Origin of the sequence: Pseudodesulfovibrio cashew, from assembly GCF_009762795.1 — a bacterium.
Classification (GTDB): Bacteria; Desulfobacterota; Desulfovibrionia; order Desulfovibrionales; family Desulfovibrionaceae; genus Pseudodesulfovibrio; species Pseudodesulfovibrio cashew.
This window is the reverse complement of record NZ_CP046400.1, coordinates 2,888,226-2,907,922: the sequence shown is the minus strand read 5'-3', so window position 1 is coordinate 2,907,922 and position 19,697 is coordinate 2,888,226. Positions and strand designations below refer to the sequence as shown.

The 19,697-nt window shown below is 59.0% G+C and carries 13 protein-coding genes and 1 tRNA gene; 12 read left to right on the top strand and 2 right to left on the bottom strand.

The features are described from left to right. The first annotated feature begins 91 nt into the window (after positions 1 to 91). The 6 genes from GM415_RS13180 to GM415_RS13155 all read left to right on the top strand — a co-directional run bounded on the left by GM415_RS13180 (position 92) and on the right by GM415_RS13155 (position 7,590). Positions 92 to 1,036 carry an HlyD family secretion protein gene (locus tag GM415_RS13180; protein ID WP_242012248.1) on the top strand — a complete coding sequence of 315 codons (945 nt, stop codon included), beginning with the start codon at positions 92 to 94 and terminating at the stop codon, positions 1,034 to 1,036. 17 nt (positions 1,037 to 1,053) lie between these two features. After that, a complete protein-coding gene (locus tag GM415_RS13175) occupies positions 1,054 to 1,989 on the top strand; it encodes an ABC transporter ATP-binding protein (protein WP_158948916.1) in 936 nt (311 codons plus the stop codon). After that, on the top strand, positions 1,986 to 3,119 hold the full coding sequence (locus GM415_RS13170; RefSeq protein WP_158948914.1) for an ABC transporter permease: 1,134 nt from the start codon (positions 1,986 to 1,988) through the stop codon (positions 3,117 to 3,119). The genes GM415_RS13175 and GM415_RS13170 overlap by 4 nt, the downstream gene beginning before the upstream one ends. A gap of 101 nt (positions 3,120 to 3,220) precedes the next feature. After that, a complete protein-coding gene (locus GM415_RS13165; RefSeq protein ID WP_158948912.1) occupies positions 3,221 to 4,879 on the top strand; it encodes a Na/Pi cotransporter family protein in 1,659 nt (552 codons plus the stop codon). A gap of 30 nt (positions 4,880 to 4,909) precedes the next feature. Next, positions 4,910 to 5,968 carry a hypothetical protein gene (locus tag GM415_RS13160; RefSeq protein ID WP_158948910.1) on the top strand — a complete coding sequence of 353 codons (1,059 nt, stop codon included), beginning with the start codon at positions 4,910 to 4,912 and terminating at the stop codon, positions 5,966 to 5,968. A gap of 239 nt (positions 5,969 to 6,207) precedes the next feature. After that, on the top strand, positions 6,208 to 7,590 hold the full coding sequence (locus GM415_RS13155; RefSeq protein WP_158948908.1) for an MBL fold metallo-hydrolase: 1,383 nt from the start codon (positions 6,208 to 6,210) through the stop codon (positions 7,588 to 7,590). Between the two features lie 68 nt (positions 7,591 to 7,658). On the opposite strand, the gene GM415_RS13150 is transcribed toward GM415_RS13155, so the two are convergent. After that, a complete protein-coding gene (locus GM415_RS13150; protein ID WP_158948906.1) occupies positions 7,659 to 9,845 on the bottom strand; it encodes an MFS transporter in 2,187 nt (728 codons plus the stop codon). Between the two features lie 349 nt (positions 9,846 to 10,194). Here GM415_RS13150 and nifJ point away from each other — a divergent pair, with 349 nt between their 5' ends. Beyond that, on the top strand, positions 10,195 to 13,704 hold the full coding sequence (gene nifJ, locus GM415_RS13145) for a pyruvate:ferredoxin (flavodoxin) oxidoreductase (protein WP_158948904.1): 3,510 nt from the start codon (positions 10,195 to 10,197) through the stop codon (positions 13,702 to 13,704). A 287-nt stretch (positions 13,705 to 13,991) separates the two neighbouring features. After that, a complete protein-coding gene (locus GM415_RS13140; protein WP_158948902.1) occupies positions 13,992 to 14,732 on the top strand; it encodes a PEP-CTERM sorting domain-containing protein in 741 nt (246 codons plus the stop codon). A gap of 208 nt (positions 14,733 to 14,940) precedes the next feature. Here the strand turns inward: GM415_RS13140 and GM415_RS13135 are convergent. Continuing rightward, positions 14,941 to 15,016: transfer RNA gene (locus tag GM415_RS13135), tRNA-Lys, on the bottom strand. A gap of 209 nt (positions 15,017 to 15,225) precedes the next feature. Here GM415_RS13135 and GM415_RS13130 point away from each other — a divergent pair. The 4 genes from GM415_RS13130 to GM415_RS13115 all read left to right on the top strand — a co-directional run bounded on the left by GM415_RS13130 (position 15,226) and on the right by GM415_RS13115 (position 19,652). Continuing rightward, a complete protein-coding gene (locus GM415_RS13130) occupies positions 15,226 to 16,923 on the top strand; it encodes a protein-disulfide reductase DsbD family protein (protein ID WP_242012247.1) in 1,698 nt (565 codons plus the stop codon). A gap of 27 nt (positions 16,924 to 16,950) precedes the next feature. Continuing rightward, positions 16,951 to 18,141: an iron-containing alcohol dehydrogenase gene (locus tag GM415_RS13125; RefSeq protein ID WP_158948898.1), complete on the top strand. Its 1,191-nt coding sequence runs from the start codon at positions 16,951 to 16,953 to the stop codon at positions 18,139 to 18,141. Then, entirely contained in the window at positions 18,134 to 18,646 is a 513-nt protein-coding gene (locus tag GM415_RS13120; protein WP_158948896.1) for a DUF2867 domain-containing protein, read from the top strand. Before GM415_RS13125 ends, GM415_RS13120 begins: the two co-directional genes overlap by 8 nt. 73 nt (positions 18,647 to 18,719) lie before the next feature. Further along, positions 18,720 to 19,652, top strand: a complete 933-nt coding sequence (locus GM415_RS13115) for a sensor domain-containing diguanylate cyclase (RefSeq protein WP_158948894.1) — start codon at positions 18,720 to 18,722, stop codon at positions 19,650 to 19,652. Positions 19,653 to 19,697: the final 45 nt, after the last annotated feature.

Genomic DNA, 19,697 nt, shown 5'->3' with positions numbered 1-19,697 from the left:
GCATTTATCACCGGGCATTGTCATATTCTCAAAGCTGACGTACTGTTATCAAAAAAGTAGTACGTCCATGAGAATATGTAGAAGAATCCTTTTGCCGTTTTTCCTTCTGATCGCCCTGGCGGCCTGCTCCGATTCGCCGGAGAATCGCTTCCAGGGTTATGTAGAAGGTGAATACGTCTACGTTTCCCCGGCCATAGGCGGAACGCTCGAACGTCTCATGGTCCAGCGCGGGCAATCCATTGCCCGGGACGCCCTGCTCTTCACCCTTGACCGAAAATTTGAACTGGCCGCCGTGGAAGAAGCGCGCCATAGCCTGCAACAGGCGCAGGACAACCTCGCCAACCTCGAAAAAGGCCAGAGGCCATCCGAAATAGCCTCTATCCAGGCCCAGCTCAGGCAGGCCAAAGCCTCGGCCAACCTGGCCAAAATTGAATTCGAACGACGACTCAAGCTCATTGAGGAGCAGACCATTTCCCAGGAGGAGCTGGACCGGACACGTAGCGATTACGAACAGAAGGCGCAGCTTGTCCGGCAGATCGGGGCGGAGCTGACCACTGCCCGCCTGGGTGCGCGAAGCGACGAGATCCGAGCGGCAACGGCCCAGGTGCTCCAGGCCGAAGCCAAGCTGAAGCAGGCCCAATGGAACCTGGACCAGAAACAGCGGACCGCCCCTGCGGCCGGTTTCGTCTTCGACACCTACTATCGTCCCGGCGAATGGGTGGCCGCGTCCAAGCCGGTCGTGTCTCTGCTTCCGCCGGAAAACGTGGAAATCCGTTTCTATGTGCCACAGAATGTGGTGAGCAGGCTGAAGACCGACCAAGAGGTGAGTGTGACCATGGACGGCAGGGAAACGCCCGTACCTGCCCACATCTACTATATTTCTCCTTCTGCCGAGTACACACCGCCCGTTATCTACTCCAGCGAGAGTCGGGCCAAACTGGTGTTCATGCTCAAAGCCAGGCCCGCTCCGGCTGAAGCCTCGGGCCTCCACCCTGGCCAGCCCGTTGACGTGACCGCACCCGAACTCGCCCCCTGACCGCACGGAACCGCGCCATGACCGCAGAAACCATTATCGACGTCCACGGCCTGACCAAATCCTTCGGGCCCAAGACTGTGGTCAACAACCTGAACATGGAAATCAAGCGAGGCGAGATCTACGGTTTCCTCGGTCCCAACGGCTCGGGCAAGACCACCTCCATCCGTATGCTTTGCGGCCTGCTGAAACCCGACTCCGGGTCCGGCTCCTGCCTCGGATTCGACGTGGTAAACGAGTCCGACAAGATCAAGCCCCACGTGGGCTACATGACACAAAAATTCAGTCTCTACGAGGACCTGACCGTCAGGGAAAACCTCGATTTCACGGCCCGCGTCTTCGGGCTGGAAGCCCCCGGCAAAGTAGTCAAAGAGTGTATCGAACGCATGGGCCTCGGGCCATTCGAAAAACAATTGGCCGGATCGTTGTCGGGCGGTTGGAAACAACGCCTCTCACTGGGCGCCTGCACCCTGCACTCCCCCAGGCTGCTGCTCCTGGACGAGCCCACGGCGGGTGTGGACCCAGGTGCGCGGCGCGACTTCTGGGACCAGGTGCACACGCTGGCGTCACAGGGCATCACCGCGCTTATTTCCACACATTACATGGACGAGGCCGAACGTTGCCACCGGCTGGCCTACATCGCCTACGGCAACCTGCTCGCCTCCGGCACCCTGGAGGAAATGATTCAGGCTGCGAAGCTGACCACCTGGTCCGTAAGCGCTGCCGAAAGAGACGGAGCACTGCATGAGCTTTCCTCCACCCTGAAGGCCCTGACCGGCGTTGATCAGGTGGTGGCCTTCGGCAACACCCTGCACGTCAGTGGACGCGACCCGGCTTTACTGCGTGAAGACATCTCCCCCTTCATGCGTCAGCCCTATGCCTGGTCCGAGATAGACACCAGCCTGGAAGAAGTGTTCATCGACCTTATGCAGCAAAGCAGGGATGGTCTGGTATGACCAGGTTCTCCCTGAAACGCTTTCGAGCCATGGTCGGCAAGGAGTTCGTGCAGATGCGCCGCGACCGCCTGACCTTCGCCATGATGATCGGCATCCCGCTTCTCCAGCTCATCCTGTTCGGATACGCAATCAACTCGGACCCCCGCCACCTGCCCACGGCAGTCCTGTCAGGAGACAACACGCCCTGCTCCCGGGCCATTGTGGCGGCAATGCAGACCAGCACATTCTTCGATTTCACCAACTCCCCCAAGACGCGCGAGGATGCCGCCTACCTCCTGCGCGAGGGACGGGTCCAGTTCGTTCTGACCATCCCCCAGAGCTTCGAGCGCGACCTGCTGCGCGGGGAGCGTCCCGTGCTCCTGCTCGAAGCCGACGCCACCGATCCAACGGCGACGGGGCTCGCGGTCGCCTCCTTCCCGGAGATCGTCCGCCGTGCCCTGGAAAAGGAGCTGAAGGGTCCCAACGCCGTACTGAACCAGGGAGCTTCCCCCGTGGATATCCGCATCCACAACGAATACAACCCTGAGGGAGAAACCCAGTACAACATCGTTCCAGGCCTCATGGGTGTTATCCTGACGCTGACCCTGGTCATGATCACCTCACTGGCCATCACCAGGGAATCGGAACGAGGGACCATGGAGCATCTCCTGTCCACCCCCATCCGCCCTCTGGAGGTCATGCTGGGCAAGATCATTCCCTACATCCTGGTCGGCTACATCCAGATGACGCTGATCACCGTGGCCGCGAGGTTCCTCTTCGGGGTGCCAATGCACGGCAGTGTGCCCATGGCCTTCGTGCTCTCCCTGGTCTTTATCGGCGCCAATCTTTCCGTGGGGGTGACCGTCTCCACCGTGGCATGCAACCAGCTCCAGGCGGTACAGATGTCCATTTTCTTCTTCCTGCCCTCGCTCCTCCTCTCCGGGTTCATGTTCCCCTTCCGTGGCATGCCCCAATGGGCTCAGATCATCGGTTCGGCCCTGCCCCTGACCCACTACCTCCGGCTTGTCAGGGGCATCCTGCTCAAGGGCAACGGGCTGGCCGAATCCCTGCCCCACGTCTGGCCCATCCTCACCTTCTGGGCAATCGTGATCATGATCGGGCTCAAGCGGTATCGCCAAACCCTGGATTGACACAGGTCTCAAAAAACGGTGATATCTCCACGCGCTATGCTTGAATCATTACTTTATATACTTTTCTCCGCCGACCAGCGGTTCTCCTGCCGGACCGAATCATGACCTTCGCCATTCTCTCGGGACTCTTCGGCGGCCTCGGCCTGTTCCTGCTGGGCATGCACATGATGACCAAAGGGCTGCGGAACGCCGCCGGCCCAGCCTTGCGGCAAATCCTCGGCAAATGGACCAAAACGCCGTTGCGCGGACTGTTCTCGGGTTTCATGATCACCGCACTGGTCCAGTCCTCCAGCGCCATCACCGTAGCCGTCATCGGCTTCGTCAACGCAGGGCTAATGAACCTGCCGCAATCCGTTGGCGTCATCTACGGCGCAAACATCGGCACCACGGTCACGGGCTGGATTGTCAGCGCCGTTGGCGTCAACGTGAAAATAAAGGCGCTCGCCCTGCCCATGATCGGTGTGGGTGCGATTCTCCGCCTGACCGGCGGCGATTCCCGATGGAAACACATCGGTGACGCCCTGACGGGCTTCGGTCTTTTTTTTCTTGGCATCGAAGTCCTCCAGAACGCCTTCAAAAGCGTGGAAGCGGTCATCGATTTATCGGCCTTCAACATCGGCGGCTTTCCCGGCCTCGTCCTCTTCGTGCTCATCGGCTTCGCCCTGACCCTGGTCATGCAGAGTTCCAGCGCAGCCATGGCCCTGGTGCTCACGGCGGCCATGACCGGAGTGGTGACCCTGGAGAGTGCGGCGGCAGCGGTCATCGGGACCAACATCGGCACCACGACCACGGCTGGCCTCTCCGTCATCGGCGCAACCTACAACGCCAAAAAGGTGGCCGCAGCCCATGTACTCTTCAACGGCGCCACTGGATTGGTGGCGCTATTCCTGATCCCGATCTTTCTCCGGATAGCCGATGCCATCCCGGCCATGAGCGGTCCGACTCATGCGGCAACGGGCCTTGCCGTTTTCCACACCGCCTTCAATCTCCTCGGCGTGGTGATTTTCCTTCCCTTCACCCGCAGGCTGGTTACTTTTCTCAATGAGCATATCGGCAAGGAATTCGAACAGCTGGGTAAACCGGTTTATCTGGACAAGAACGTCCTCAACGCCCCGACCCTGGCCATGGACGCCTTGTTCATGGAATTGGGACGGCTGGGCGAAATGACCCGGCAGACGTGCCAGGAAGCCCTTTCCTCCAAGTTTCGCCACAGGGATTTCATTCGAAACAGGGCGTCCATCGATGAGCTGACAGGACACATACGTGCCTTCTGCGTCAAGATGCAGCACATGGATCTTCCCGACCAGGTGGCGACCCGACTGCCAAGAGCGCTAAGGGTAATCCAGTACTACCGCAAGACCCTGAACGTCATCAACGAAGTCTTCAAAGGGCACCCCCTCCTGGACCTCTCCCTGCAGGAACCGGCCAAGAGCGTGGCCCACGCCTTCCGGCGCAACGTCAGGGACATTCTGAACGTGGCGCACACGCCCTGCGCCGAAGAGTTTGAGGACCTGGACAGCATGTTACTCAACCTTCACGACCACTACCAGGATCTGAAAGAGGAGTTGTTGCTGGTCGGCGCCAAAGGCGACCTGGAAATCGACAGAATGGTGGCCCTGCTGGACTACTACTCCCGTATGCGCCAGATGTGCGAACAGGCGGCCAAGGGGACCATTTACTGGTCCAGGCTAAGGAGCCTGAATATCACCTGCGCCAATGCGGACGAAGAAAATCAATACGCCTGGAAACCGGAAGAATAACCTGTTATTCATCAGACCATCGGAGGCCAAATGAATCGCAACATTACCGCTGCCATCCTCGTGGTGTGCGCCCTGCTCCTGGCTGTCGGCGCCTATTTCCTCGTTTCCAAGTCGCCTGATTCCGGTCAGGGCGAACTTCGCCGCGAAGTGAGCCCGCCCGGTGAAACTGCACAGCCTCCGGCCTGGGTTGGCCATGAGCAAAATGCCACGCCCAACTACGACTCGGCGGAGATGGAAGCGCGCAACGCCACGAAGCCCGTGGCCGAACCCGCTCCGGCCATACAGCCCGAAAAGCAGACTAAGGTCATCGAGATCAAGGAGGACAAGGTCGTCACCCTCACCTTCGTGGAAGCCCTGGCCGACTTCATGCTGCAGCGATTCGTCCCCCAGGACATGACCGGCAAACCCGCCACCCTGGCCTCCGCCAAGGCACTCAACGTGTATTTCGGACGTGAACTGAGCGGATTCAACGTCCGTATCGACGATATCCGCGCCGCACGCCGGTCCGTGCTCGACTACGCCTTCACCCCAGAAGCCATCTCCATGCTCTATAAACTCTATGCCCCGGCGTTCCTGGCCCACTTGAAAGACACCGCCGCGACCGATGAACGCGTCTACTCGGTCAGGGACGGCAAGGAGAGGCGAACGCTGGAACCAGCCGAGATCGCGGCCATGCTTCGTCTCAACGCCGTGCGCATCGACCGTGCCGCCTGCGTCTTCACAGCCATAGCTGACAACCCCGACATTACCCAGTTGGCGGGCCGTTATCTTCAGGCAGCCCGAGCCGTGGAACGGGCCAACGGACGTTTGCAGGACGCCATGGCCGACGGCAAGGCCACAGGCGAAGCGAGCACACGCCTGAAGCAAGCCATTCAGCAGCGGGAACACATTCGGCAGGAAATCATCTCCACCCTTGGAGCACGCTGCCCAGGCGGCCAGCCTTCCGAACTTTTCTATCTGGCTCAATGGAGCTACCGAAGAGTACTGGACGATCCGGATGCCAAGCTAGCCGCATTCCAAAGCGCGGCAACGGTCCTCACGGACTTTGCCGAACAGTGCCGCGAAGCGGCCAAAGGGCTGGAACAGTAGCAACCGCCTCATCCACGGCATGCGCGCCATGAGAGCAACCCCCGGCAACTTCCCAGCTGGGAGGCTGCAGCACATCCTGTTGTCCTGGCGTCTTACCAACTTCGGCCGGAGTTGAAACTGTCGCCCTCCAGATGATTTTGGTAAATAATTCCTAAAAAAGAATGCGAGGCGGTTGCACAAAAATATCCGAATACATATTGTGACATGTACTCATACCTGACTGAACATAAGGAGCCACAATGTATTTCAAGCAGATCACCACTCCCGGCCTCGGCTGCTTTTCCTACGTCATCGGCTGTCCGGCCGCACGCGAAATGGTTGTCGTCGACCCCAAGCGGGACGTACAGGACTACCTGGATATCTCTCGTGAAGAAGGCATGAAAATCACCCATGTTATCGATACCCACGTCCACGCGGACCACGTTTCCGGCACACACGAACTCAAATCACTGACCGGATGCGACATCATGGTCTACGAGACCTCGCCGGTAAGCTATGACTTCACTCCCCTCAAGGAAGGCCAAAAACTGGTGGTGGGCAACGCCGGACTTGAGGTCCTGCACACGCCCGGCCACACGCCCGACGCCCTCTCCCTGCTGGTCACGGATTTCACCCGCGGCGACGAGCCGTGGATGATCCTCACCGGCGACGTGCTGTTCGTAGGCGACATCGGACGGCCCGACTTGGTGGGTGACGCCAAGCTCGATGAGCAGATCGACAACCTCTACAACACGCTCTACATCAAATTCCAGAAATATCCCGACAGCCTGGAGGTCTTTCCGGCCCACGGTGCGGGCTCCCTCTGCGGGCGTGGCATGAGTTCCAAGCCCAGCTCCACCCTCGGGTTCGAGCGCCGCCACAATCCCATGCTCGGTTTCGATTCTTACGAGTCGTTCCACCTGGCCATGAGCCAGAATTTCCCGGCACGCCCCAAATCCTTCACGCACATCATCTCCACCAACGCGGGCGGTGCGCCCCTGCTGGAGCGCTGCCCTCTGGACAGAGCCATGGAGCCTGCGCGTTTTGAGGAACGGATGCTCGACGGAGCCGCAGTCATCGACGTACGCGACGCCGCCGCCTTTGCCGGATACCACATCCCCGGTTCCATCAACATCGGGTTCGAACCCAGCCTGGCCAACTGGGTGGGCATGGTCGTGGACCCCAAGGCGGACCTCCTGCTGGTGGTCGAGTCCAAGGAAGACTACGATCGCATGTGTATCGAACTCCATCGTATCGGATACGACAACATCTTCGGCTACCTGACCGGCGGCATCCAGTCGTGGGTCTACAGCGGCCGTCCCGTGGAGAAACTGTCCATCGACTCCGCCCAGGACCTCCAGAACTGCCAGGCCGAGAACAAGCCCGTCAGCCTAATCGACGTGCGCACACCGGGTGAGACCGCAGGAGGCGTCATCCCCGGAGCCGTGAAGTTCCCACTGGCCGACATTCTCGACGGCAAGTTCGACCTCTCCGAGGATGACCACCACATCCTCTACTGCGCGTCGGGCTACCGCTCCAACATCGCGGCCTCCTACCTGCAACGGCACGGATTCTGGAACGTCCGCGCCCTGGCGGGCGGTTTCCTCGCCTGGAGCCGGGCCGGATATGAAGTAGAAAAATAACCACTCGTCTCAATGAAAAGAATAAACCCCGGTCATGCCGGGGTTTGTTTTTTGACTCAGCTACCACCTCATTTCTTCGGAAAATTATCCGTGACCGAAACCTTTAAATCCCGAGAGAACCAAAGGGCCGACACATCAGGGTATGTATTGTCCAGAAGCAGTTTCCCCCTGGCAGGCCCCGTAATGAACAGGGCCGTTGCCAGACCGTCAGCCAGCTCGGCGCTTCCGGCAATAACCGTCACCCCGGCGGATCGGTCGGCAGGCTCCATATCCTCCGGATCGATGATATGATGGCGTAGGCTGATCCCGTCCGCTTCCTCCACCTTGACGAACTGCTGATAGTCCCCCGAGCCGCAGACGCCCTTCTCGCGCACGGTCACCGTTACGAACACCTTGTCTTCGCGGGGATGCCGTATGCCGACGGTCCAGTCCCGAGGCCCGAAGCAGTAAAAATCGCCTCCCGCTTCCACAATGCCCGCGCGCACGCCCTCGCTCCTGAGCAGACGCACCGCCCCGTCCACGATGGCCCCTTTGGCGATGCCCCCGAGATCGAGCGCCATGCCCTTGCGTTCAAGCTTGACCCGCCAGCGCCCCTCCTCAAATAGGACCTTGCGGTAGTCCACCAACCCCTTCTTTGACTCGGCAATGGCTTCGTCCAATACATAATATAAAGGGGACGTAGTCAGTGCGCCAACCGTGGGATCAAACACGCCGCCCGTGGCCCGGCTCAAGGCTACGGCCCGACGAATAAGGGAATAGGCCCGACGACTCGGCTCGACGTAATAGCTTCCCGCACCCCGGTTAATACGCCCCACAGAGCCCTCGGGGTCACGGAAATCCAGGTCGGCCCGGGCCGCATGCATATATGCCAGGACCTTGCGGGCGGCATCGTCTGCAGCTTTCCGGCTGTCCGCATCCAGGGTCAGGTGCACCACCGTACCCATGGCCATGTCGGTAAAGCGGTACAACCCGTCGTCAGGTATGGATACTACGTTCAGGGCAGCGTCCACACGGGCGAGGCCCACTATCAGCAAAGTCGCAGCCAGGACCGCCAAGACTCCTTTTGCCCAGCGCGCGAGTTTGCTTACTCCGCCACCGCCTTTACTCCAGAGCAACGGCACGCAGCAAAGAACTCCGATCAAAGCCGCCAGTTCAAAGGCAAGACCGAAGGAGCCAGACCAGGTCAGAATCAGCCCACCCAACAACGGCCCCAGGACAAGCCCCACGCCGGTGGTCGCATGGGCCACGCCGAACACCCGCCCCTGCCCCTGCCTAGTTCGAGATATCAAATTCATGGAGGCGGGCATGGAAAGAGCGGTGCCCAACCCCATGACTGCGCCACTGAAAATAAATGCGGGAATATCAGTGCCGATCCCTGCGCCAAACAAGCCCAGGCTGCTGAGCGTCAGCCCTCCTACGGTGACGGCAACGCCTGAATACCGGGCGGTTAACCGACGGAGGGGAAACAGACCTGCGCAGACCACCAGATTGGGCAAAGCGAAGAGGGCTGCAACGAGCAAGGGCGCCTTGCCTGCCCGCATGGTGAGCAACAGGGGATAAAAGGCAATGAAAAGACCGAGTCCCAGAGAACGCCCGAACACAGCCAGGAGCAGCACTCCGAGCTCCCTCTGGACCGGAGAATTATCTTCGGCGCCTACAGAAGTCCGCTTCGAACGGACCGAGGCTGGCACTCCCGCGAAAACGCACAAATGAGCGACGACCATGCAAGCCACCACCCCGGCCAACACCGGCTCCATGCTCCTGTTCCAATAGAGGAATCCGCCAAGAAGCGGGCCAGTAAACAGGGCGACATTGAACGCCAGCACATGGGCGGCAAACCACCCTTCCTCCGAGCCGGAGGGGGCGCTGCCGCCAAGCACGGCCAGGCCCACGGGACGAATCAGGCCTGAGACACCGCCCAGCACGAATTGGATAAAATAGAGAGCTGATACCGAAGGGTGCGCGACATACGCAAGCGGGGCAAGCGCCCCGATAGCCGCGCCAGCTAGAAGCGGCATGCGCGCCCCGCCACTGTCGGCCCAGAGGCCTCCCAGGGGACCGGCCAGCAGCCGTGCCAGAAAAAATCCGGCGAACCCCGTGCCGAGCCATGCGCCACTCACCCTCGCATCCAGGCTGGCCAACGGCAGGGTAAAGGAGACAAGCGCCATGCCCAAGGCAGCGAAAAATCCGCTCGCGATTATCGCACCGGGCACGCACCGCCGTCCCTGAGATATACTTCCATCCTTCACCGTCATTCGCGATCCTCGAAAAGTTCCGTCAGTCTGACCGGAAAACGCTATTCTTGGCAAGGGGCTATCAGCTCCGCGCTTCCTCTCCGACGTTCCCTTTCACCGAACACATTTCGGTAAGTGGTTCTCTTTGACCGGGCAACGGTAGCAAAAGGGCTTGACCATACAAGCATAAAGAGAGACAAAAATCGTTCGAGAATGAAATCCCCCTCATGCGGTCCAACCTCGGGTCCCGGTCTACACCTCGTCCGGATTGCCCCGTCATTGAGAGAGGCGGATTTCATGTCAAGGCTGCCCGCCCCCGGATGGCGGCTCCCTTGATGTAGCGGTTCAATTACAAACTCGGAGTAGAGAAATGCCCAAGAAGAAGATGAAGACCATGGACGGCAACACCGCCGCAGCACACGTGGCTTACGCCATGTCGGAAACTGCCGCCATCTATCCCATCACACCCTCAACACCCATGGGCGAGATTGCCGACGAATGGGCGGCCCAGGGAAGAAAGAACATTTTCGGCCAACGGGTCCAGATCCGTCAGATGCAGTCCGAGGCCGGCGCGGCAGGCGCGGTCCACGGCTCCCTGGCCGGCGGCGCCCTGACCTCCACCTTCACGGCCTCCCAGGGACTGCTGTTGATGATCCCCAACATGTACAAGATTTCGGGCGAACTTCTCCCCGGCGTTTTCCATGTTTCGGCGCGCGCAGTTGCGGCCCATGCCCTGTCGATCTTCGGCGATCACCAGGACGTCATGGCTACCCGCCAGACCGGCTTCGCCATGCTCTTTTCCAATTCCGTCCAGGAGGTCATGGACCTGTCCCTGGTAGCGCACCTGGCTAGCCTCGAGGCCTCGGTGCCCTTCATGTCCGCATTCGACGGTTTCCGCACTTCGCACGAAATCCAGAAAATCGCGGTCATCGATTACGAAGACATGAAACCACTGCTGAACATGGACAAGCTGGCGGAATTCCGCAAACGGGCAATGAATCCGGAACACCCGAACGTTCGCGGAACAGCCCAGAATCCGGACATTTACTTCCAGGGCCGCGAAACCGTCAACGCGTACTACGACGCCATCCCGGACATCGTCGCCGATTACATGAAGAAAGTGGGCAAAATCACCGGGCGCCGCTACAAACTGTTCGACTACGTAGGCCATCCCAAGGCAGACCGCATCATCATCGCCATGGGTTCCGCGTGTGAAACCATCGAAGAAGCCGTCAACTACCTTAACTCCACGGGCAGAAAGGTCGGCCTGGTCAAGGTCCGCCTGTTCCGCCCCTTCTCGATCAAGCACATGCTCAGGGCCATCCCGAAGACGGTCAAGAAGATCGCGGTCCTCGACAGGACCAAGGAGCCCGGCTCCCTTGGTGATCCGCTCTACCTGGACGTCTGCGCCGCGTACGCGGGCAAGGCCAACGCACCCAAGATCGTGGGCGGCCGCTACGGCCTGGGCTCCAAGGAGTTCACCCCGGCCATGGCACAGGCGGTTTACGACTCGCTGTCCAAACCGAAGCACAACTTCACCGTGGGCATCCTTGACGACGTCACCAACCTCTCCCTCTTCGACTGCGACTGCGTGGACACCACCCCCGAGGGCACGGTCCAGTGCAAGTTCTGGGGTCTCGGCTCCGACGGCACCGTGGGCGCAAACAAGCAGGCGATCAAGATCATCGGTGACAACACCAACCTGTACGCCCAGGGATACTTCGCCTACGACTCCAAGAAATCGGGCGGCATCACCATCTCGCACCTGCGCTTCGGCAAGAAGCCGATCCAGTCCACCTACCTGATCACCCAGGCGGACTACATCGCGTGTCACAACCCGAGCTACGTCAACCTTTACGACGTGCTTGAAGGCATCAAGGACGGCGGCACCTTCGTGCTCAACTGTCCCTGGACCGCTGCGGACATGGACGAGAAGCTCCCCGCAGCCATGCGCCGGACCATCGCCGAGAAAAACCTCAAGTTCTACACCGTTGACGCGGTCAAGATCGCGGGTGAAGTCGGCCTGGGCGGGCGCATCAACATGGTCATGCAGACCGCCTTCTTCAAACTGGCCGACGTCATTCCCTTTGACAAGGCTGTGGCCCTGCTCAAGGGCGGCATCGAGGCCGCTTACGGCAAGAAGGGACCGAAGATCGTCGAGATGAACAACGCCGCAGTGGACAAGGCCACGGACGCCATCATCGAAATCGAAGTCCCGGCCGCCTGGAAGGACCTTTCCGACGACAAGCCCAAGGCCAAGAAAGAGCCCGCCTACGTCAAGGACGTCATGCGGCCCATCCTGGCCCAGAAGGGCGACACCCTGCCGGTTTCCGCCTTCTCCCACGACGGCACCATGCCCCTCTCCACCTCCAAGTACGAGAAACGCGGCGTTGCCATCATGGTCCCCGAATGGATCGTGGACAACTGCATCCAGTGCAACCAGTGCGCCTTCGTTTGTCCGCACTCCGCCCTGCGTCCGGTGCTCGTCACCGACGAAGAGCTGGCCAAGGCTCCCAAGACCTTCGCCACGCAGGAAGCCAAGGGCAAGGACGTCAAGGGCATGCACTACCGCATGCAGGTCAACTCCCTGGACTGCATGGGCTGCGGCAACTGCGCCGACATCTGCCCGGCCAAGGAAAAGGCGCTGGTCATGAAGCCCACCGCCACCCAGACCGTCGAGCAGGTTCCCAACTTCGATTACACCGAAACCATCGGATACAAGGACGCCTTCGGCCGTGATACGGTCAAGGGCAGCCAGTTCCGCCAGTCCCTCATGGAGTTCTCCGGAGCCTGTGCGGGCTGCGGCGAGACCCCGTACGTCAAGGTCATTACCCAACTCTACGGCGAACGCATGGTCATCGCCAACGCAACCGGCTGCTCTTCCATCTGGGGTGCATCCGCACCGACCTCGCCTTACTGCACCAACGTTGACGGCCACGGCCCGGCCTGGGGTAACTCCCTCTTCGAGGACGCAGCCGAGTTCGGCTTCGGCATCGAGATGGCCACGGACCAGCGCCGCACCCACCTCGCCGATCTGGCCAAGGCGGCAGCAGAAAACGAGACCGGCGAGATCAAGACCGCGCTCACGAATTGGCTCGAAGCCAAGGGCGACGCCGAGGGCTCCAAGACCACCGGCGACGCGCTTAAGGCCGCTCTCAAGGGCACGCGCAAGAAAGCGCTGCGAGAAATCGCCGACATGTCCGACCTGTTCACCAAACAGTCCGTCTGGGTCTTTGGCGGCGACGGTTGGGCCTATGACATCGGCTACGGCGGCCTGGACCATGTTCTGGCCTCCGGCAAGGACATCAACGTCCTGGTCATGGACACCGAAGTCTACTCCAACACCGGCGGCCAGTCCTCCAAGGCCACGCCGCTGGGCTCCATCGCCAAGTTCGCCGCAGCAGGCAAGACCACGGGCAAGAAGGACCTGGGCCGTATGGCTATGACCTACGGCTACGTATACGTGGCCTCGGTGGCCATGGGCGCCAACAAGCAGCAGTTCCTCAAGGCGGTCAAGGAAGCCGAGGCCTACCCCGGCCCGTCCCTGATCATCGCCTACGCCCCGTGTATCAACCAGGGCATCAAGAAGGGCATGGGCAAGACCCAGCTCGAACAGAAGCTCGCGGTCGATTCCGGCTACTGGCCGCTCTACCGCTACAACCCGGAACTGGCCGACCAGGGCGAGAACCCGTTCATCCTGGAATCCAAGGCCCCGGACGGAACCCTCCAGGAATTCCTCTCCGGTGAAAACCGCTACGCCATGCTGGAACGCTTCTACCCCGAGTTCTCTCAGGAATACCGCGAAAAGATCGAAAAGGATCTCAACGACCGTTACGAGACTCTGAAACACATGGCCGAAGGCGCCTGCGAAGAAAAGTAGATCACTCTACTGCCAACGTTAATAATAAGGGGACTCCGGCGCTGCCGGGGTCCCCTTGTTTGTGCCTCTCTTCCCTCCGCCACAATCGATGACAACCACCAGGGCAGCAACGCCATCTATGGCTGTTATTCAACCTTACCTATGTTAACTTTTTCTACACGCAGGGACGAATCTCTTTACACTTCTTAATAAACGCTATTGCATAAAAACCACAACAGCCTAAAATTACTACCTATATACTTTGGCACATAGCTTGCTTAGCAAATTAAAACCAGGAGTATACCAATATGAAAAAATTTCTCTTCTCAACCATATGCAGCGCCCTGGTACTTTTTGCCGCCAACGCGTTCGCATACCAACAGGTGTTTTTTGGTGAGGATGAAGGTGTGGGAGAATCAACTGCTTTGGGAGTATGGAACAACGCCCAAGCTGCAGAAGCCAATTTTCTCAGTCATTTGACCGGCACCGGCACGGAAGACTTCGAGAGTTATTCCGACGGCACCTCAGCTCCCCTGGCAATTTCATTTCCGGGAGCCGGAACCGCAACCCTGACGGGCGGTGGAGAGATTAATTATGTTTCCGCTGGGTCGACCAACAATTACGGACGATACGGCACGTCCGGTGATTACTACTGGGATGCGGACTCAGATGATTTCATCATCAACTTCGACACCCCTGTGGCCGCTTTCGGCTTCTACGGCATCGACATTGGCGACTTCAGCGGCCAGTTGAGCATTTTTGCCGGAGCCACAGAATACGCAGTCCCGCACACCCTCGGCATAACCGGCGGTTCGGTTCTTTTCTGGGGCCTTATCGACACAGACAACCCTTTTACTTCCATTACCTTTTCCAATCTCGGAGGGGGCTCATACGCCGACGCATTCGGTTTCGACGACATGACCATCGGGTCTGTTGAGCAAGTCTCCGAAGATACCATCGGCTCCGTTCCCGAGCCGTCCACGTTCGTCCTGCTCGCGGCAGGCCTGCTCGGCCTTGTAGGCATCGGGCGCAAGCGCATTCTCGGCTGACACCAGACATCAATCAAAGACAAAGGGCGTCCACCAAGTGGACGCCCTTTGTCTTTGGACGAAAGCTGCCTCCACCCCTCGTTTATCTTGTCACCCCACTCCGCTCCGGGTACATTGTCTACCTGATGCAAACACAAAAAATAACAGCACCCACCCTGAAAACAGGGCACAAAAAAAGCCCGGCCGAAGCCGGGCTTGGTAGTCTGAGTGGTGGGTCACCAAGGAATCGAACCTTGAACCTCCGGATTAAGAGTCCGCTGCTCTGCCAATTGAGCTAGTGACCCACTCGGTGCCGCGGGTTGCCCTCACGACGGAGAGATATCTATAAGCCACGGTCACATTTGTCAACAACAAATTTTCACTTTTTTCACATAGGATCGAAATGAAGCTAACCCGGCAGATTACCATACTGTTTATAACGCTCATCCTCTGCCTCGCCTGGACCCCGGCCAATGCGCAAATTTCCCCCTCCAGCCTGCCGCTGGATATGCCCATGCACGCATTCAGAACAGAGGCTGGCGAGACCGTCATAACTCTCTCTCTGGACATGGAGCCGGACTGGTACGCCTACTCCAATGTTCCCGGAGAGATGGGCAAACCAACCCAGCTAACCGGGACCACGGCGGACGGCAAAGACCTTACCGTGGTCTACCCGAAAGGAGTCCGCAAACCGGATACGTACGATCCGTCAATCATGGTCAACAAGTACCTGAGTGGAACCAAACTTTTCATCATCCTGCCCAAAGGAGGGACGCTTCCCGCCTCCCTGCGGCTGGAGTTGCTCCTCTGCCACCCAACCAAATGCGTCCCGGTACGCCGTGACCTGACCTTCGGCGAGGGTATAGACACGGCTTCGCTTCCCCCTGCCGAAAAACAGGAGTGGTGGCCCGCATACCAGACTCTGGCATCGACAACCTCCGACAAAGCCTCCCAAACCGAAGCCCTTCCCCCTGAAGAGGAAACATTCGCGACATGGGACTTCTCCCCCCGGTACCTGCAACCAGGTCTCGAGGTAACGGGCCTGCTGTCCGCTGTGCTCATGGGACTGCTGGCAGGACTGATCCTGAACATCATGCCGTGCGTCCTTCCCGTGGTCAGCCTGAAGCTCTCCGCCCTCCTGAACTCCACCGCCATGGAGAGCGAGGAGGAACGCATTCAGGCCTTCCGTGAACACAACACCTTTTTCGCCTTAGGCATCCTCACTTTCTTCCTTGTGCTGGCCGTGGTCCTGGGCGCAACGGGCCAGGCCTGGGGTGCACTGTTCCAGAAGCAATGGCTCGTCCTTGGCGTGGCCCTTGTTATCATGGCCTTGTCCCTCAGCCTGTTCGGATTATTTCACCTGCCTGTCATCGACCTCAAGTTCGGCAACGAAAGCAGGAATCCCCGCGTCCAGGCCTTTTTCACGGGCAACCTGACTACCCTGCTCGCCACCCCTTGCAGCGGCCCCTTCCTGGGCGGCGTGCTCAGCTGGGCTCTGGTCCAGGGCGGGGCCGTCATCGCCACGGTCTTCATCTCCATCGGGGTAGGCATGGCCTCCCCCTATATCCTGTTGATCGTCAACCCGCGCCTCTCCCGTTTCCTGCCCAAATCAGGGCCATGGATAGAATATGTGGAAAAGGGGATCGCCTTTTTCCTCGTGGGCACGGCCTTCTACCTGGCGGGCATCGCTCTCGGCACCGGCTGGATTCGCGTCCTCGCCCCGCTCTGGGCGTTACTGCTGGGCGGCTGGCTCTGGCTGCGCATGCGTTCGACAGGCGCAGCCTTAAAATGGGGCATCCGCATGCTCAGTCTGCTGCTCCTGGCCGGGACCATCGCATGGACAACGCCCCAAACCGTGGAAGGCAACAACTGGGAAACCTTCGAAGTTGCTATCTTCAAGGAAAAGTTAGGAAAGGAAAAAATTTTCTTGGACTTTACGGCGGACTGGTGTCCCACCTGCAAAGCGTTGGAAGCCACGGTACTCACTCCCGAAAACATCCGGCGCTGGAAAAGCAAGTACGGCGTCACCTTCATCCGGGTTGACCTCACGGAACGTTCGATGGAAGGAGAAGGGGTGCTCCGCGCCCTGGGGTCCATGTCCATCCCGACGGCAGCACTCTTCAGGCCGGGCGAGGTCCACTCCCCGCTGGTGCTGCGTGATCTATTCACCGAGTCTCAACTTGAAAGCATCCTGAAATCGTGGGAGAAGTAGCCCACACCATTCACAAGGAGACCCCTCATGCTCAACTTCCAATACTTCATGCCCACCCGCCTGGTCTTCGGGCCGGACACCCTGGACCAACTGGGTGACACCCCGTACCTGCCCCGCGGCAAAAAGGCCATGATCGTCATCGGCGAATCCGGTGCCATGATCAAACAGGGGTATCTCTCGCGGGTTCAGGGGCTCCTGGCAAAACAGGAAGTCCAGACCATCGTCTTCGACAAGATAGCACCCAACCCGGAATCAGATGATGTGGATGAAGCCGCAAAGATATGTAGAGAGACCGGCGTGGACTTCCTCGTGGGCCTTGGCGGCGGCTCAACCATTGACTCGGCCAAGGCCATCGCGCTCATGGCGGCCAACCCGGGAACATACTGGGATTACATGCAGTCCGGAAGCGGCGGGGGCAAGATGCCGGAAAGGGACGCCCTGCCCCTGGTTGCCATCCCGACCACGGCGGGCACCGGCACCGAGGCGGACCCATGGGCCGTGATCACTCGCTCGGATTCGGCAGAAAAAATCGGCTGGGGCAACGACTCCACATTCCCGGCCCTGTCCATTGTGGACCCTGTCCTGACAATCTCCGTGCCGCCGAGGCAGACGGCCTACACGGGAATGGACGCATTTTTCCACGCTACCGAGGCCTACCTCGCCACCTGTCGCCAGCCTGCAAGCGACATGCTCGCCCTGGAGGCGGTCCATCTCATCGCGCACACCCTGCCAGAGGCTGTTGCCAACCCGGAAAACCTCGAAGCACGCACCGTCATGGCCTGGGCCAGCACTGCGGCAGGCCTGTGCGAGTCATACTCTTCCTGCATTTCCCATCACTCTCTGGAACACGCGCTTTCCGCCTTCCACCCCGACCTGCCCCACGGTGCCGGTCTGGTGCTCATCTCCAAGGCTTACTTCGGTTTCCTTGCCGCGCGCGGCGAAGAGCGGCTGGGTGATCTGGCTCTGGCCATGGGTGACACCCTGGAAGAAAACCTGGAGGAGGAAGTCTCGGGTGTGGCCTTCCTGGATGCCTTGGACAAGCTGATCACCGAAACCGGCCTGGCTGACGAGAAACTTTCGGACTATGGCGTAACCCGGGAAGAGATACCCTTCCTGGCGGAAAACGCGCTGACCACCATGGGTGCGCTCTTCGACATCACGCCGGTCTCCATGGGTATTGAAGACGTCATCGCCATTTACGAGGCGGCCTATGAGTGATTCTTCGGCCTCGATGCGCTACCTTTCTTCCTTGCCGGAACTGGAGCCGCTTTTCCAAGGGGCCGACCATATGGACGTTAAGACCATTGAAAGCAACAAAGCCCTGCGGGAATTTCTCGCGGGGCTTATTTCGTATTCGCCTAGTTGGCTACAACTATTGTATCGCGTCAGAGGCATGTTCGTCCGCCTGCTGGGCATGCGGCAGGAACCAATGGAGAATCCGAAACTCAGCCCGGAAGAGATATCCTTCACCCCGGGTGATTCATTCGGTTTTTTCACCGTCACCCACGGAAAGGAAGCTTCCTTCCTGGCCGCGATGAGTGAAGACAAGCACTTAAGCGCCCACATCCTGATTGCCGCAGAACCATTGGAAAACGGCCTCAACCGCTTTTATGCGGGAACCGTTGTTCGCTACAAGCATTGGACCGGCCCAGTCTATTTCAACATTATCCGGCCCTTTCACCATCTCGTCGTCCATTTCATGATACGACATGCGGTTGCCTGATCAGAGCATTTATTTTTTATAAACAATTACTATTTATGCTTGATTTAAACTGGCCAATGGTTATCAAAATAGTATGGATTCGGATCAGTATAAAAAAATTCTCGATGCCCTGACAGACGGTGTTTATATGATGAACCCAGATGGCGTGATCACCTTCTGGAACAAAAGCGCCGAGCTCCTGAGCGGCTATAAGGCCGAAGAAATTCTAGGAAGAGAATGCGCTGACAATCTGTTGCGCCATGTCGATAAAAACGGAATGGAGCTTTGCCTGACTGGGTGCCCCATGGCCGCGACCATAAAAGACGGAAAGGTCAGAGAAGCAACGGTCTACATGCATCATAAACATGGGCACCGCATGCCGATCACTGTCCGCTCTTCACCCATACGTGATGCCTCGGGAAAGATTACCGGTGCGGTGGAAGTGTTCAACAGATGCTCCGATTGTCCAAACCTCGTCATGGAAATGGAAAAACTCCGCAAGGAAGTCCTCGTCGATCCCCTCACAGGGATAGGCAACCGCCGCTATGCGGACATCACCATGAATCAGTGCGGACTTTCCATGCGGGAGGGGAACACCCCCTTCGGCATCCTCTTCGTCGACATCGACAACTTCAAACAGATAAACGATACGTTCGGCCATGCAGTTGGCGACCGCATCATCACCATGGTCGCCAAGACGCTGACAGCGATGCTCCGCCCGCTTGATGCGGCCTGCCGCTGGGGCGGAGATGAATTCGTTATCCTCCTTCTCGATAGCGACGAGAAGGGGCTGATAACCGTCGCCAACCGACTCCGCAAGCTGCTGAAAAAATCCTGGATAGACACTGAGGAAAGCAGGTTGAGCGTAACCGCTTCCTTTGGCTGTGCCCTGTCGGATGAAGACGAATCGGCCCAATCCGTATTGGAAAGAGCCGATAGACAGGCCTACCTCAGCAAGGAGGCTGGCCGCGATTGCATCTACTTTAGGGACAAGGACGTCACCTCAACCATGAGATCTGAGCCGTAAAGCCCCCTCTTGCCAAAAGCAATCAAGGCATTGCACCCAACACAG